Source organism: Polaromonas naphthalenivorans CJ2 (assembly GCF_000015505.1).
GTDB lineage: Bacteria > Pseudomonadota > Gammaproteobacteria > Burkholderiales > Burkholderiaceae_C > Polaromonas > Polaromonas naphthalenivorans.
The window spans coordinates 2,841,904-2,857,624 of sequence record NC_008781.1 but is presented as its reverse complement, the minus strand read 5'-3'; the positions used below and the strand labels follow the sequence as shown (position 1 = coordinate 2,857,624).

14 protein-coding genes are annotated in these 15,721 nt (G+C 66.2%); 8 read left to right on the top strand and 6 right to left on the bottom strand.

Annotated elements, in window-relative coordinates:
• Positions 1-6: 6 nt before the first annotated feature.
• A complete protein-coding gene (locus PNAP_RS13530; protein ID WP_011802088.1) occupies positions 7-837 on the bottom strand; it encodes an SDR family NAD(P)-dependent oxidoreductase in 831 nt (276 codons plus the stop codon).
• Between the two features lie 109 nt (positions 838-946).
• On the opposite strand from PNAP_RS13530, the gene PNAP_RS13525 reads away from it, so the two are divergent.
• Positions 947-1,888 (top strand): helix-turn-helix domain-containing protein, encoded by a 942-nt coding sequence (locus PNAP_RS13525; RefSeq protein ID WP_049763764.1) that lies wholly within the window; start codon positions 947-949, stop codon positions 1,886-1,888.
• Between the two features lie 143 nt (positions 1,889-2,031).
• Here PNAP_RS13525 and PNAP_RS13520 read toward each other — a convergent pair whose 3' ends face one another.
• Entirely contained in the window at positions 2,032-3,774 is a 1,743-nt protein-coding gene (locus PNAP_RS13520) for an FAD-dependent oxidoreductase (protein ID WP_011802086.1), read from the bottom strand.
• 1 nt (position 3,775) lies between these two features.
• Positions 3,776-4,570, bottom strand: a complete 795-nt coding sequence (locus tag PNAP_RS13515) for a shikimate dehydrogenase family protein (protein ID WP_011802085.1) — start codon at positions 4,568-4,570, stop codon at positions 3,776-3,778.
• Between the two features lie 111 nt (positions 4,571-4,681).
• Here PNAP_RS13515 and PNAP_RS13510 point away from each other — a divergent pair, with 111 nt between their 5' ends.
• The 7 genes from PNAP_RS13510 to PNAP_RS13480 all read left to right on the top strand — a co-directional run bounded on the left by PNAP_RS13510 (position 4,682) and on the right by PNAP_RS13480 (position 13,101).
• Positions 4,682-5,536 (top strand): IclR family transcriptional regulator, encoded by an 855-nt coding sequence (locus PNAP_RS13510; protein ID WP_011802084.1) that lies wholly within the window; start codon positions 4,682-4,684, stop codon positions 5,534-5,536.
• Between the two features lie 112 nt (positions 5,537-5,648).
• A complete protein-coding gene (locus PNAP_RS13505; protein WP_011802083.1) occupies positions 5,649-7,397 on the top strand; it encodes an FAD-dependent oxidoreductase in 1,749 nt (582 codons plus the stop codon).
• Positions 7,398-7,452: 55 nt separating this feature from the next.
• Positions 7,453-8,079, top strand: coding sequence for an NIPSNAP family protein (locus PNAP_RS13500; RefSeq protein ID WP_011802082.1), 627 nt, complete (start codon positions 7,453-7,455; stop codon positions 8,077-8,079).
• A 14-nt stretch (positions 8,080-8,093) separates the two neighbouring features.
• Complete coding sequence (locus PNAP_RS13495; RefSeq protein WP_011802081.1) at positions 8,094-8,921, top strand: sugar phosphate isomerase/epimerase family protein; 828 nt, start codon at positions 8,094-8,096, stop codon at positions 8,919-8,921.
• Between the two features lie 163 nt (positions 8,922-9,084).
• Complete coding sequence (locus PNAP_RS13490) at positions 9,085-10,245, top strand: acyl-CoA dehydrogenase family protein (protein WP_011802080.1); 1,161 nt, start codon at positions 9,085-9,087, stop codon at positions 10,243-10,245.
• Between the two features lie 314 nt (positions 10,246-10,559).
• On the top strand, positions 10,560-12,140 hold the full coding sequence (locus PNAP_RS13485) for an acyl CoA:acetate/3-ketoacid CoA transferase (RefSeq protein WP_011802079.1): 1,581 nt from the start codon (positions 10,560-10,562) through the stop codon (positions 12,138-12,140).
• Positions 12,141-12,216: 76 nt separating this feature from the next.
• Positions 12,217-13,101 carry an NUDIX hydrolase gene (locus PNAP_RS13480; protein WP_011802078.1) on the top strand — a complete coding sequence of 295 codons (885 nt, stop codon included), beginning with the start codon at positions 12,217-12,219 and terminating at the stop codon, positions 13,099-13,101.
• A 36-nt stretch (positions 13,102-13,137) separates the two neighbouring features.
• On the opposite strand, the gene PNAP_RS13475 is transcribed toward PNAP_RS13480, so the two are convergent.
• The 3 genes from PNAP_RS13475 to PNAP_RS13465 are packed head-to-tail and all read right to left on the bottom strand — an operon-like array spanning position 13,138 to position 15,720.
• The gene (locus tag PNAP_RS13475; RefSeq protein ID WP_011802077.1) at positions 13,138-13,662 is read right to left on the bottom strand and encodes a nucleotidyltransferase family protein; all 525 of its coding nucleotides are present in this window, start codon (positions 13,660-13,662) and stop codon (positions 13,138-13,140) included.
• A complete protein-coding gene (locus PNAP_RS13470; protein ID WP_011802076.1) occupies positions 13,662-14,684 on the bottom strand; it encodes an XdhC family protein in 1,023 nt (340 codons plus the stop codon). The genes PNAP_RS13475 and PNAP_RS13470 overlap by 1 nt, the downstream gene beginning before the upstream one ends.
• A 46-nt stretch (positions 14,685-14,730) precedes the next feature.
• On the bottom strand, positions 14,731-15,720 hold the full coding sequence (locus PNAP_RS13465) for an antibiotic biosynthesis monooxygenase (protein ID WP_011802075.1): 990 nt from the start codon (positions 15,718-15,720) through the stop codon (positions 14,731-14,733).
• Position 15,721: the final 1 nt, after the last annotated feature.

Here is a 15,721-nt window from a genome sequence, read left to right as displayed (position 1 = left end):
GATGGTTCAGGCGTGGGCGGCGGGACGGGACTGGTTGAAGCCGGGGCGCGGCACCATGTCCATGAGCATTGAACTCATGCCGCCATCGACCACGATTTCGGCGGCATTGACATAGGCCGAGCGCGGGCTGGCCAGGAACAGCGCCACATCGGCAATGTCCTGCGGCTCGCCGACGCGGCGGTTGGCCGTGACGGCGGCGCGCTTTTGCTCGAAGCCGGGTTCTTCATAAAACCGGGCCGACAGCGCGGTGCGGATCATGCCGGGGCAGATCGCATTGCTGCGGATGCCCTGCGGCCCCCATTCGACCGCCATCTGGCGCGACATCAGCAGCACGCCGGCCTTGCTGGCGCTGTAGGCGCCGCTGCCGGTCTGCGGGAACAGGGCAGAGATCGACGCGACATTCACGATGCTGCCCAGGCCGGCCTCGCGCATCGGCTTTGAAAAAGCCCGGGCGCACAGCAGGTAGCCGGTCAGGTTGATGGACAGCACCGAGTTCCAGTCGTCCAGGCTCACGTCGGCCAAGCCGCCCGAGCGCAGCAGGCCGGCATTGTTGATCAGGGCATGGCAGGCGCCGAGTTCGTCCTGCACGCGCGCTGCGGCGGCATTCACGCTCGCTTCGCTGGCAATGTCGCAGGTCAGGCTAATAGCGTCGGCGCCTTGGGCGCGCAATTCGGCGGTCACTTTTTCGCAGCCCGCCGTGTCGCGGTCGAGCAGCGCGACGCGGGCGCCGGCCTGGGCCAGGCTGCGCGCGATGGCCGCGCCGATGCCGCTGGCAGCGCCGGTGACAACGCAGATACGGCCCTCAAGGCCCAGCCAGTGGTGTGTGGAATCAAGCATGAAATCTCCAGGAATTCGATGCTGGATTGTTGGCTTTTGACACCCTTCGTGCCTTGACGATTCAAGCGAGCTACCGGACAATTCGTGCATTTTTACAATGAATAATGCCATGTTAAGGGTTATCCCTAGCTATGCTTTGTATGGCGATCAGGCGCAGCCCGGCTGGAAAAACTCCTTCGATTTCGAATGGATTCCGCAGCGCTCCGGCCCGTACAACTGGGAAATACGCCCGCATGTGCATGAAGCCTTCATCCAGATCCTGTACCTGACGCAGGGCTCTGTGGAGGTGTTGCTCGACAACGCCAAGTGGCGGGTTACGGCGCCGTGCCTGCTGGTCGTTCCAGCACAAACCGTGCATGGCTTTCACTTCGCCGCCGATGTCAACGGCCCGGTGGTCACGGCCACGCAGCGGCCACTGGAATCGCTGGCGGCGCTGGCCATGCCCGAGTTGCTGCAGACCATTCGCAAGCCCGCCGTGATTTCACTCGACGCTGACGGCCGCCATGCCGAAGCGTTGATGCCGCTGTTCCTGGCCATCGAGCGCGAGGCGCGGCTGCATGCGATTGGCCAGTTCGCGGCCGGCATGTCGCTGCTGACGGCGCTGTTTGTCCAGGTGGCGCGCCTGGGCCAGGCCAGGGCGCCGGCGCCGCTGGCCGTCAGCCTGCGCAAGACCGCGCAGATCGAGAAATTCCGCGCGCTGGTCAACGACAACTTCAAGAAGCGCCTGCCGATGGCGTTTTATGCGGGCCAGCTGGGCGTGACGCCCGGCCAGCTGTCGCGGCTGTGCCGCGAGGTGCTGGGGACTTCCAGCCTGGAGGTCATCAATGCGCGCATCGTGCATGAGGCGCAGCGCGACCTGGTGTTCACCAGCAGCAGCATCCAGCAGCTGGCCGATGCGCTGGGCTTTGCCGACGAAGCCTATTTTGGCCGGTTTTTCCGCAAGCACACGGGGCTGACGCCGGGCGAATTCCGCACCCGCGCGCTGCAGAGCATGCTCAAGCCCGACACCTGGCCGGCTGCCGGGCCAGAGGCGGTTGCAGCGCCGGGGTGAAGCCGCTGGCCTTGCCCGTGGGACGGCGAAAATAACAGCTCGTTCGCCGACGGTGAAGGTTGTACACCTTGGTGCTATTAAATAAATAGCTGCTTACGCAATGCCAGCGTGTACAAAAGCCTGTTTTAATGCTTGAAATCGCATCAGGCGGCGACTGGCTGGCGTGCCCGCGCCAGCGCATGCCGGGCCGCCAGGTAGGCAAACACCAGTCCCGGCCCGAGCGTGATGCCGGGCGCCGGGTAGGTGCCGCCCATGATGGAATGCATGTCGTTGCCCACGGCGTACAGCCCGCCCACAGGCTGCCGGTTTGCGCCGAGAACGCGGGCATCGGTGTCGGTCTCAAAGCCGGTGGCCGCGCCGATGTCGCCGGGGTAGAGGCGAACGGCGTAGTAGGGCGCCTGGCTGAGCGCGCCGAGGTTGGGGTTCTTGCCGCCCCGGCTGGCGTCGCCCATGTTCTGCGAATAGGCCGTCACGCCGCGCTGGAAGTCCGGGTCGATGCCGGTGGCGGCATAGGCATTGAGCTTGTGCACGCTGCTTTTGAGCCCGGCGGCGTTGATGCCCAGCTTTTTCGCCAGTTCCTCCAGCGAGTCCGCCTGCGTCAGGTAGCCGTCGGCCAGATAGGGCGCCAGGCCCTTGCCGCCGGGGCGCACCATGCCCAGCCCGTAGCGGCGCAGCGCCTCGGCGTCGCAGATCAAATAGGCTGGAATGGCCGGCGTGGTCTTGCTGGCCTCCTGCATCTTCAGGCCGAACAGGTGGTAGGACGTGCTTTCGTTGACAAAGCGCTCGCCGGCCTGGTTGACCGTGATCATGCCGGGCTTGGCACGGTCCATCATGAAGTGCGGGAACACCGCCTGGCTGCCGTCTTCGCGCTGACGCGTGGACACCGGCGCCCAGAAGGCCGGGCTCAGGCCGCCGCTGGCGTAATGCCCGCCCAGCTTGTGCGCCAGTTCGTGCGCCTGGCCGGTATGGCCGGGCGCGGCCGGGCACCAGGCGGCGTCAACGCCCGGCAGCATTTGCTGGCGCAGACCAGGGTGGCGGTTGAAGCCGCCGCTGGCCAGGATCACGCCGCCCCTGACCTGCACGCTGCGGCGCTGGCCCTTGTTCACCAGCGTGACCGACTTGACGCCGCCGGCGTCCTGATGGATGTTTTCGACCGACGTGTTCATCGCGAGCGTGACATTCTTGCGCAGCGACAGCGAATACAGCAGCCGGCCGACCAGCGCATTGCCCATCACCAGCCGCGTGCCGCGCGGATGGCGCAGCCGGTCGCCAGCATGCCGAGCCAGCAGCTTGACGGCGTGCCTGAAGGAGGCAAACGACTTGCTCAGCGCCAGCAAATGGTTGATGTCGGTGCGGTCCACCATCATGCCGCCGAGCACGGTGAACTCCGGGATCGGCGGGCGGATGAGCCGGAACAGATCGCCCAGCAGCCGGCCGTCAAACGGCAGCGGCTCCAGCGCCCGGCCATTGACGGTCGAGCCTTTCAAATCGGAAATGTAGTCCGGGTGCCGGGGATAGGCGCGGTACTTGACCTCGGAATTGGCTTCGATCTGATCGACGGCGCGCGGGCCGTTGTCCAGAAAAGCCTGGCGCAGCGCGGCCGGCGTGCGCTCGCCCACGGCGTTGTCCAGGTAGCGCTTGGCGTCTTGAAGCGTGTCAGCAGGATTCACCGCTGCCCCGTGGCGCGTGCCCGGTATCCAGGTCGTTCCGCCCGACCAGGCGGTGGTGCCGCCGACGAATTCGCTGCGCTCGACCAGCAGCACGCTGGCGCCGTCGATGGCGGCATACAGCGCGGCCGCCATGCCGGCGCCCCCGGCGCCGATCACCACCACGTCAAAGCCGGCATTCTCGGGCAGGGCGGAAAGGCCGTTGTCGATCAACTGCATCTCATTTCTCCAGCAAGAAATCGACCATCAAATCGCGCACCTTGGCAAACATGTCGGCGCCGGTCTGCGTGCTGCAGCCTGTGGCGCGCGCTGCGGCAATCAGCGGCGTGATGGCGGGCGCGGTGATCACGCAGCCCACATGCATGTGCGGCGTCAGCCGGGTGACATCGACAGGGAAGGGGTCGCTGTCCTTCATGCCGATGGGCGTGGCGTTGAGCACCAGGTCAAACCCTTCGGGATTGGCGCTGCCGGCCTCGACACGAACGCCGTTCAGGCCGTCGAGCCGCTTGATCAGCGTGTCGCGCCGCGCCGCGCTTTCGTCGTGAATCGCCAGCATGCTGACGCCCGACATCACGACCGCATGCGCAATCGCCGAACCCGCACCGCCCGCGCCGACCAGCAGCGCCCGCTTGCCCGCTGGCTGGGCGCCGCTGTCCTGCAGGGCGGCGACAAAGCCCTGGCCGTCGAACATGTCGCCGTGCCAGCTGCCGTCGGCGTTGCGGCGCATCACGTTGGCGGTTTTCAAAAAGCGCGCCCGGTCCGAGGTGGTGGCGCACAGTTCAAAGGCGGCGAACTTGTGCGGCACCGTGACGATGATGCCGTCCACGTTGCGCGAGCGCGAGGTGCCGGCCAGCCAGACCAGCAAATCCTCGGGCGCCACATGGGCGGGGACGACGATGGCATTGCGGCCGTGGGCTTCAAAGGCTTGCGTCACGCCGGCCGGGGATTTGACCTGGGCAATCGGGTCGCCGACGATGAAATGGACCCGGGTGGCGCCGTTGAGTTGTTCTAGCATGGTGTGGAGGTAGGTAAGTTGGAAAGTTTGACAATCCTACCTAAAACTGGAATACTATTCAACTATTGAATTTAATTCTATTTATTCAACTCAAATTTTGGTGTCATCCCTATGAACGGCGTACTTGAACGAACCCTGGGCATTCTTGAGCTGCTCGCCCAGCATGGCGAGGGCATGGAAATGGCCGCCATCGCCGACCAGCTCGACATTCCGCGCAGCGCGGTGCACCGGCTGCTGGCCGACCTGGCGCGTTGCGGCTATGTGCGCCAGACGCGCGACCACGGCGACTACCTGCTGACCACCAAGCTGGTGTCGATGGGCCTGTCTTTTCTGAGCAAGTCCGGCATCGTCGATATTGCCCAGCCGCTGCTCGACCGGCTGGCCGAAATCTCGGGCGAACTGGTGCGCCTGTCGGTGGTCGATGGCAACCGCCTGACCTGGGTGGCGCGCGCGCAGGGCGCCCGGCAGGGCCTGCGCTACGACCCCGACATGGGCAGCGATGCGCAGCTGTCCTGCTCGTCGTCCGGCCACGCCTGGCTGTCGGCGCTGAGCGACGACGACGCGCTGGCCCTGGTGGCGCAGCAGGGTCTGGGCAACCCGCAGGAATTCGGCCCGAATGCGCCGGCCAGCCTGCAGGCCGTGATGGACGCGGTGCGAGAGACGCGCGAACGCGGTTTCAGCCTCACCGAGGAAACCTACACGGCAGGCCTGAATGCCATGGCCGCGCCGGTGCAACTGGCCGGCCAGCCGCCCATGGGCATCATCAGCATTGCCGGGCCGACGGTGCGCTTTACCCGGGAGCGCATGCTGGCGCTGGGGCCTGATCTGCTGTCGCTGGCCGCGCAACTGGCCGCTGCCAGCAGCGCATCGCCTTTTTTCACCAAGTCCGCCGCGCGCCTGGCCGATACCGCGAGTACCGCCAGTTTGAATGGCACTGGCGGACTCAAGCGTATTTACGCTGCCTGAAATGACCCCCACGCTTGCCACTTCGTGTGCTGCGCTGCCCCCCGAGGGGGCGCTGCGCCTGCGGCCCGGCGAAGCCGGTTCCGCGGCCCCTACTGATGGGGGACACGCCTCCATGCCTGTCGCTTCACACCCTGCGCAAACCTGCGACCTGCTGGTCATCGGCTCGGGCGCGGGTGGCCTGTCGGCGGCGGTGGTGGCGGCGCATCTGGGGCTGAAGGTCATCGTCATCGAGAAAGACCCGCAGTACGGCGGCACCACCGCCTGGTCGGGTGGCTGGATGTGGATTCCGCGCAACCCGCTGGCTGTTGAAGGCGGCCTCACCGAGTCCATTGACAAGCCGCTGTCGTATCTGCGGCACGAACTCGGTGCGCAGTTTGACGAGGCCAGGGCGCGCGCCTTCCTGGACAACGGCCCGCGCATGGTCGAGTTTTTCCGTTCCAAAACTGCGCTGCAGTTCATCGACGGCAACGGCGTTCCCGACTTTCACGGCCGCACGCCCGACGCGGCCACGGGCGGGCGCTCGATCTGCGCCGCGCCCTTTGACGGCCGCCGGCTGGCAGGCAACATCAAGACCCTCAAGCCGCCGCTGCCAGAAACCACGCTGTGGGGCATGGGCATCGCGTCGGGCGCGGAACTCAGGCATTTCCTGAACGCCACACGCAAGCCCGCCTCGTTCTGGCACGTCACCAAACTGGTGCTGCGCCACTGGCGCGACCTGGCGCTCCACCGGCGCGGCATGCGGCTGGTCAACGGCAATGCGCTGGTGGCCGGCTTGGCGGCTTCGGCGTTTGAAGCCGGCGTGGAGATTCGCGTGAACAGCCCGGCCCGGCGCCTGCTCACGGCCGATGGCCGGGTGACCGGCGCCGTCGTCGGCTCGCCCGGCGGCGACATCGAGATCCGTGCCGCGCGCGGCGTGGTGCTGGCCTGCGGCGGCTTTCCGCATGACGTGGCGCGCAAGAAGGCGTTGCTGCCGCACGCGCCCACCGGCCGCGAACACTGGTCGGCCGCCTCGCGCGGCAACACCGGCGACGGCCTGCGGCTGGGCGAGGGCGCTGGCGGCGTCGTCAGCACGGACCTGGTGCAGGCCGCCGCGCTCGCGCCGGTGTCGCTGGTGCCGCGCGCTGATGGCAGCGTGGCCCATTTTCCGCACCTGATCGAGCGGGCAAAGCCGGGGCTGATTGCCGTGACGGCTGCGGGCCGGCGCTTCACCAATGAAGCCGATTCCTATTACGACTTCATGCGCGACCTGATCGAGGCCACGCCCAAGGGCCAGCCGGTAGCTGCCTGGCTGGTCTGCGACCACGCCTTCATCCGCCACTACGGCCTGGGCGCCGTGAAGCCCGCGCCGATGCCGCTGGGCGGCATGCTCAACAACGGTTACCTGAAGCGCGGCGGCACGCTGGCCGAACTGGCCCGAGCCTGCGGCATCGACGCCGCTGGCCTCGAAAAAACCGTGCAGCGCTACAACCAGCAAGCCGTTCAGGGCCAGGACACCGACTTTGCCAAGGGCGAAACTCCCTATAACCGCGTTCAGGGCGACGCCGCCACCGGCCAGCCCAACCCCTGCATGGCGCCGCTTGAACGCGGCCCGTTCTACGCCGTCAAGGTGCTGCCGGGCAGCCTGGGCACCTTCGCCGGCTTGCGGGTCAACGCCAGCGCGCAGGTGCTGGATAACGCCGGCCAGCCGATTGCCGGGCTGTACGCGGGCGGCAACGACATGAACAGCATGATGGGCGGGCGCTACCCGAGCGGCGGCATCACGCTCGGCCCGGCCATGACCTTCGGCTTCATCGCCGCGCACCATGCGGCGGGTATCGGTATTGACTCCAGTTTTCAAGAAAAATCAGCCGTTTGCGCATAGCTGGCGGGCGCAAACAGCTCTGTTTTTAATAGCATTTTCAACCAAGGATAGACCCATGTACTACGAACTCGCCACCATGACCCTGCCGTTCGGCACTGCGGCCCAAGCCGCCACCAATGTGCAGGCCTACGCCGCCGCGCCTGAAGCGAAAGGCGAACTGCTGGGCTGCTGGTTCACCGACATCGGCCAGCTCAACCAGATGATCGTGCTGCGCGGCTTTGCCGACCTGGGCCAATTGCAGGCCGAGCGCGAGCGCACCCAGCAAAGCGCCGACCCGTTCGGCTGCGGCGCCACCTTCCAGAGCCTGGAGCAGCACAGCTACAAAGGGTTCCCATGGATGAAGCCGGTGCGCCCGAGCGCTGAATCCGGCATCAGCGGCCCGGTGTATGAAATCCGCACCTACGGCATCAAGCCGGGCGGCGTGCAGGCCACGATTGATTTGTGGGAGCAGTACGTGCCGCCGCGCGAAGCGCTGTCGCCCTGCGTGGTGGCGATGGTGGCGCTCGACGGCCCGCTGCGTTTCACCAACATCTGGTCTTACGCCACGCTCGATGCGCGCAGCAAGGCCCGCGCCGACGCCGTGGCGCAAGGCATCTGGCCGCCCAAGGGCGGACCGGCGCACCTGACCACCGCCATGACATCGACGATTGCGCTGCCCACGGCCGTGTCGCCGCTGAAATAAGCCGGGAGCCCACCATGTCGCGCATCTACTCGCTGGCCTATCTCACGTCGAACACCTGCACGCCGCCGCAGGCCGTGCGCCTGGCGGCGGAACTGGGTTACGCCTTTGTCGGCCTGCGCCTGCTGCCCAACGCGGCGGGCGCGCCGCAGCAGTTTTTGATCGGCCAGCCCGAGGTGCTGCGCGAAACCGTGGCGGCGCAGCGCGACACCGGCGTCGGCATCTTCGACCTGGAAATCATCCGCATCGCCGAAGGTTTTGATGCGCGCAGCTACCTGCCGCTGCTGGAAGCTGGTGCGGCGCTGAAAGCCAAGGCCGTGCTGGTGGCCGGCGACGACACCGACGAAGCCCGGTTGACCGACGGCTACGCGCGCCTGTGCGAACTGATGCAGCCCTACGGCTTGACGGCCGACCTGGAATTCATGCCCTGGACCGCCGTGCCCGACGCGAATGCCGCGCTGCGCATCATCAATACCGCCGGGCGGCCCGCCAACGCCGGCATCCTCGTCGATGCGCTGCACTTTGATCGCTCCAGCACCACGCTGGACGACATCCGCGCCATTCCGCGCGAACTGCTGCACTACGCCCAGATCTGCGATGCGCCCACCCGCGCGCAGAGGGGCAGCGACTTCACGGGGGAAGAAATGATCCACGCCGCCCGCTGCGAACGGCTCTTGCCCGGCGAGGGCGGCATTGACCTCAAAGGCCTGTTCGACGCCTTGCCGCAGGACCTGCCGGTCAGCGTCGAAGTCGTCCACCTGGAGCGCATGGCGCAACTCGGCCAGACCGAATGGGCGCGCCAGTGCCTGGCGGTCAGCCGCGCCTTTCTTGAGCCGCAAGCCTGACACCGGAGTCCGCCGTGCCACATCGTTCTGACCCCTTGTCCCGGCTGCCGTTCTTCTTTGGTGCCCGCTGGTTCAGCAGCGCGTGATTCGGGCCTGCCCTTAAATCCGCGCCTGGCGGGGCCGCTTGCCCTGTCGCTTTTGAATCACCTCTGGAGACACCCCCATGGACTTTTCCCTGAACGACGAGCAAAAAATGATGATTGACACGGTGCGCCGTTTCATCGCCGAAGAACTCAAGCCGCTCGAAGACGGCATCGAGGAACACGGTTTCCTGGACAAGGCCAAGGCCCAGGCTGTTCATGAAAAAGCCAAGGAACTCGGCCTGTACGCCATGAACATGCCGGCCGAACTCGGCGGCGGTGGCCTGTCCAACCTGGACCGCATCCTGTGCGAGGAGCAGTTCGGCCACACCACCGACATCCTGATCCGCCGCGCTTTCGGCAACGTGTATGAGCCGCTGCTGCATTGCAAGGGCGAGCAGGTCGAGCGCTGGCTCAAGCCCGCCATCGAGGGCACGCGCACCTGCGCCATCACCATCACCGAATCGGGCGCCGGCTCGGACGCGGCGGGCATCAAGACGCATGCGAAGAAAACGGATACCGGCTGGGTGCTCAACGGCAGCAAGCACTTCATCAGCGATGGTGAATGGAGCGATTTTTTCCTGGTCTCGGCCAAGACCGGCGAGAAGGAAATCAGCATGTTCATGGTGGACAAGGGTCTGCCCGGCTTCACCGTCGGCAAGGACCAGAAGATGATGGGCCTGCGCGGCACGCCGCACCTGGAACTGTTTTTCGACAATGTGCCGCTCGAAGCCGTGACGCTGCTGGGCGAGGAAGGGCAGGGCTTCAAGCTGGCCATGGGCGCGCTCAATGTGGTGCGGCTGGCGCAGGTCGGCGCGCGCGCTGTCGGCAAGGCCAGTCATGTGTGTGAACTGATGGTCGATTACGCCAACGAGCGCAAGCAGTTCGGCCAACGCATCGGCGACTTCCAGATGGTCCAGCAGCAACTGGCCGACAGCGTGATCGAGATCAATGCCGCGCGCTGGATGGTCTATCACGCCGCCTGGATGCTGGACCAGGGCATGGATGCGCGCGAGCAGATCGCCATGGTCAAGGTGCAGGCCGCCGAAACACTGGGCCGGGTGGTGGACCGCGCGGTGCAGATCTTCGGCGGCATGGGCTTTTGCAAGGAGTTGCCGATTGAGCGCTATTACCGCGACGCGCGCATCTACCGCATCTTCGACGGCACCAGCGAGATTCATCGCAGCGTCATTGCCAAGATGGTGATGAAAAAAGGCGCGGCGCTGTTTGACGTGAACCGCTGATCTTTTGATGCCAGGGCTGCCGGGTAGGGCTTTTTCCATAGCGGGGGGTGCCGGGGAGGGACAGGGCAGCCGCCTCATGCTGGAGTACCAGAAATCGGCGGCTGCCCTGTCCCTCCCCGGCAGTTCGTGCGCTTGGCTACCTGTGAAAAGTCGCAGAGGGCATGACTTGGCTGGCTGATCCACCCAGCCGGTTCAGCGATGCGGGTGGGCGGCGGCTGATGATTTCTGGTACTCCAGCATGAGGATGCCGCCGCCCGCTCGCATCGCCGCCCACCCAACCCAGCCATTCCGAACACCAACATACGAGACAAGAAATGAGCAAATTCATGACGGCTGCCGAGGCAGCAAACCTGATCAATGACGGCGACACCGTGGGCCTGATGGGCGGCGGCGGCGGGCTGATGGAGGCCACCTGTTTATTCGAGGCGGTGCAGGCGCGCTTTCTGGCGACGCAAACCCCGCGCAACCTGACGATGATCCACGCGCTCGGCATTGGCGACAAGAAGACCAAGGGCATGAACTGCTTTGCGCATGAAGGGCTGGTGCGCAAGGTGATCGGCGGGCACTGGGTCTGGTCGCCCGCGATGCAGCGGCTGGCCGAGGAAGAAAAGATCGAGGCCTACATCCTGCCCGGCGGCGTGTCGAGCCAGTTGCTGCGCGAAATCGGCGCGGGCCGGCCCGGCCTGTTCACCCATGTCGGCCTGGGAACGGTGTGCGACCCGCGCCAGGGCGGCGGCAAGATGAACAAGAGCGCGCAGGACGATCTGGCCGAAGTGGTGCAGATGGACGGGCGCGAATACCTGCGCTACAAACCGTTTCCGGTTCATGTGGCGCTGGTGCGTGCCAGCGCCGCCGACGAGGACGGCAACATCAGCTTCGAGCATGAAGCCGCCAACCTCGATGCCCAGTCGCTCGCGCTGGCCGCGCGCAACAGCGGCGGCAAGGTCATCGTGCAGGTCAGGGAGCGGCTGCCGCACGGCGCGCTCAAAGCCAGGGAGGTGCGGATTCCATCGGCCTGGGTCGATGCCATCGTCGTCGATCCCGATCAAAAAGCCAGCTACGACATTCCCTTCGATCCGGCCCTGAGCGGAGAGCTGACGGGCGCAGTGCGCTATCAAAGCGAGAGCGCCGACCATGCGGCGGAAAAGGCAGCCGCTCATGTGGCCTTCAGCGAGCGCCAGGCCGTGGCGCGCCGCGCGTCCGTGGAGCTGTTCAACACCGGCAAGGCGCGTCCGGTGGTCAACTACGGCGTTGGCGTTCCCGACGCGGTGGCCAAGCTGATTGCCGCGCGCGGCGAGCAGCACCGGCTCTACCAGACCATCGAGCACGGCACCTATGGCGGCACCTTGCTGGACGGCGTGCTGTTCGGCTATGCGCGCAATGCCAGCGCGATGCTGGACGCGGCCACGCAGTTCGATTTTTACGCCGGCGGCGGTCTCGACATTGCATTCCTCGGCTTTGGCGAGTTCGACGAACACGGCAACGTCAACGTCTCGCGCCTGGGCGGGCTGACGGTGGGGCCGGGCGGCTTCATCGACATTGCGCAAAACGCCAAGAAAGTCGTGTTCTGCGGCACGCTGGCCGCCAAGGGCGTGAAGCTGCAGACCGGCGATGGGCAGATGCGCGTGCTGCAGCAGGGCGCGGTGAAAAAGCTCGTCAGACAGGTCGAGCAGATCACCTACAGCGGCCCGCAGGGACTGGTTCGCCGGCAGGAAGTTCTGTACCTGACAGAGCGCGCCAGCTTTCGCCTGACGCCGGGCGGCATCGAGCTGTTCGAGATCGCGCCCGGCATCGACCTGCAGCGCGACGTGCTGGATCAGATGGAGTTTTCGCCGCTGCTGGCCGCCGGCCTGAGCGTCATGGACCGCGCCTGCTTCCAGGCCGGGGGCGACTGATTCGCCTGCACTTCTGATAGCCTCTGCAGCCTGGCCGCGCGGACTGGACCGTGCGGCATCCCAATGAAAGCAGAGCATGGAATTGAACCTGGAAATCGTCACCACGCCCTTGCGCCCGGCCGCCACGGTGGTCATGCTGCGCGATGCGCCGACGGGCCTGGAGGTGTTTTTGATGAAGCGCCACGCCTTGTCCGACGTGCTGGGCGGCGCCTATGTGTTTCCGGGCGGCAAGGTCGATGCGCTTGACGCCGAACTGGACATGGCGGCGCATTTGGACCAGCCTTTGCCGGTGCTGCATGCCGGCCTGAACGAAACCGACATCAGCGAGCGCACGGCGGGCGGGCTGTATGTGGCGGCCTTGCGGGAAGCTTTCGAAGAGTCGGGCGTGCTGTTTGCGCAGGGCTTGGGCGCGCAGGACATTGACACGGCACGGGCTGCCGCGCTGCTGCGCGAAGGCCAGGGGTTCAACGCGGTGCTGGCCCGGATGGGGCTGCGCCTGCAGACCCGCAGCCTCGTTCCCTGGTCGCGCTGGATCACGCCGACTTCGCCCTCGGTCATGAACAAGCGCTTCGACACCCGGTTTTTTGTGTCGGCCGTGCCTGCCGGGCAGGTGGCGGTTCACGACAACCATGAAACCACCGAGAGCGTCTGGCTCAGTCCGCGCACCGCGCTGCAGCAGTACTGGGCCGGCCAGATCGCGCTGGCGCCGCCGCAGATCATGAGCCTGGCGCACCTGTCGCGCCACGCCAGCGTGGACAGCGTGATGACGCAGGCGCGCGGCCGCATGCCGCCGGTCATTCAGCCCGAGCCGTTTGATCTGGAAGGGGGCAGGGTGATCTGTTACCCCGGTGATGCGCGCCACCCGGTCAGCGAGCCGGCCATGCCCGGCCCGACGCGGCTGTATTACCGCAACAAGCGCTTTGAACCCGGCGATGGCTTTGAGAGCCTGTTCTCGGATTGAAGGAGACATGCAAGCGGCCATGGCCGCTTCCTGTTTTCAAGGATTGATGAGCAGCCCGGCGGCCCGAAGGTCATCGACGGTATCAATGTCGGTGACGCAGCCGATATCCTGCACGTCCAGTTCAAAAGCGCCGCGCGCAAGAACGACAGCGGCCGCCCCGCGCGCTCCCTTCAGGTTCAGCAAGGCTTCGCCGCAGCGCGCATGAAACCCGACCGGATGGCCGCGCTGCCCGCGATACAGCGGGACCACCACGTCGTGCGTTTGCAGCGCCGCCGCAATCGAGCGCAATGTATCGCTTCGAATCAGCGGCAAATCACCCGGAAGCACCAGCCAGCCCGATGACGGCCAGGTGGCGCGCACGGCGGCCGCAATCGAGTCGCCCATGCCGGGGTGGCCGGCGTCTTCAAGGCGCCACGGCAAACCGCTGGCCCGAACGGCATCCAGGGTGTGCTGCAGCACCGGCTTGCCCGCCAGCAGCGCCTGCAGCTTGTGCGTGGTGCCGCCCGACGCGGTAAAACGCTCGCCGCGCCCGGACGCCAGGACGATGACGGTGGGCCGCATCAAGTCAGCGCTGCCTCGTTGCTGGGCACAGCCGCACCGTGGGCCGCGCTGTTTTTGACCTGCAGCAGCTCGGCGACGATGGACACGGCAATCTCGGCCGGTGTCCGGGCGCCCAGCGCCAGGCCGACCGGGCCGTGCAGTCGCGCCAGTTCTGGCGCGCTCAAGCCGAAGTGCTCGGCCAGCCGCTGCTTGCGCGCCGCCTGGTTGCGCCGGGATCCGAGCGCGCCGACATAAAAGGCATTCGACTGAAGCGCTTCGAGCAAGGCCATGTCGTCGAGTTTGGGGTCGTGGGTGAGGGCCACGATGGCCGTATGCGCGTCGGGCACCAGTTCGCGCACCACATCGTCGGGCATGCCCGCAATGCGCCGCACGCCAGCCAGCCCGTGGCTGGCGTTGCCGAGGGCCGCCGCATATTCCTCACGCGGATCGCACACCAGCACTTCAAAGTCGAGCATGGCGGCCATCCGGGCCACCGCCTGTGACAACTGGCCGGCGCCTATCAGCAGCAAGCGCCATTTGGGGCCAAATACCGTTCTCAAGGTCGAGCCGTCAAACTGCATGGCCTGACCGCGTACCGCACTGGACAGGCGCACGGCTCCCGTGGACAGCACCAGGGTGCGCGCGACCAGTTCGTGGTCGGCCGTCCGGGTCAGCAATTCGGCCACCCAGGCGGTGTCCCGCAAGGGTTCCTGCACCAGCCGCAAGGTGCCGCCGCAAGGCAGGCCGAAACGGCTGGCTTCTTCCTGGGTGACGCCGTAGGTGATCATGGCGGGGCTTTTAAGTGCCGCCGCATTTCCGCCGGCAGCATTGACGCTTGCCTTGGTGCGGGCAATCAGGTCGTCCTCGACGCATCCGCCCGAAACCGAACCGCTGACCACGCCGTCGTCCCGTACCGCCAGCAACGCACCCGGCGGGCGCGGCGCACTGCCCCAGGTTTGCACCACGGTCACCAGCGTGACCGCATGACCGGCATTGCGCCAGGCCAGGGCGTCTTCGAGTACCCGAAGATCAAGACTTTCCATCAGGCCGCTCCTTTGTTGCCTGCAATTGGGTGCGCAAGCCGGGTTTTTATGGCAACAGCGAGAAAACCAGCATGCTCGCTGCGTAAAGCGCAACGATCAGGCCGGCGCCCAGCAGGTTGATGCTGGCCTTGTCATCGCCCGCAGGCTGCAGCCACCAGCTGAAACGCTGGCTGGTCCAGGGTACCAGCCAGTTGAGCAGGAGCACGCCGGCGACATTGCCGAAAAACAGCGCCAGCCAGAAAGGCATGTGCAGGGTTTTCATCAGCAACGGCCCCTGCACCAGCAGGCCAAACAGGAACACCACCGGATAAAGCTGCAGCAGCACCAGCATGTTCTGCTTCCAGGCCGGCGGGGCGGCTGCGCCCGCTGCGTTGCCGGCTGGAAACCACTGGTCGAAGCCGGTGCGCACGGTACGCGCGCGCACTTCCAGGCTCAGGGGTTCGCCTTCGGCCAGCAGCTTCAGGCGCTCGGGTGACTTCATCCAGCCATCAAGGCTGGCGTCCGAGTCGAAGCGCACGATGGCCAGCCAGCTTTCCTGCACGCCCGGTATGGGCGGCTCGATGCGGTAGCCCTGAAAGCCGGGCGCCCGGGCCTGGGCGGCGGCAATGCGCCGCTCCCATTCCCGGTACGCTTGTTCCTGGCCCGGCCTGACGCGGGTCGAAATGACGGCCGACACCGGCGCCGGCAGTACGCCGCTGCCGCTGTCGGGAATGATGTGGATGTCGTCATTGCCGACCAGCAGCGGCTGGGCGCTGTCGATCAGTTTCAGCCGGCTGCCCGAGTGCATCCACTGCTGGGCGTCTTCCATGCTGGAAAAGCGCTGCAGGATCACCCAGTCCACCTGCGCGGGCGGGCTGGCTGGAATGACTTTCTGGTCGATGAAGCCGACATGGCTGGCGGCCACCCTGCTGACTTTTTCCTGCCATGCCGTGAAAGCGATTTCCTGTTCGGCCCTGACACGGGTCTGGGTCACGATGGTGACGATGCCGGGGGCGGTTGAAGGGCCGTTCATGGACGGCGTGGCTGCGATGGCCATG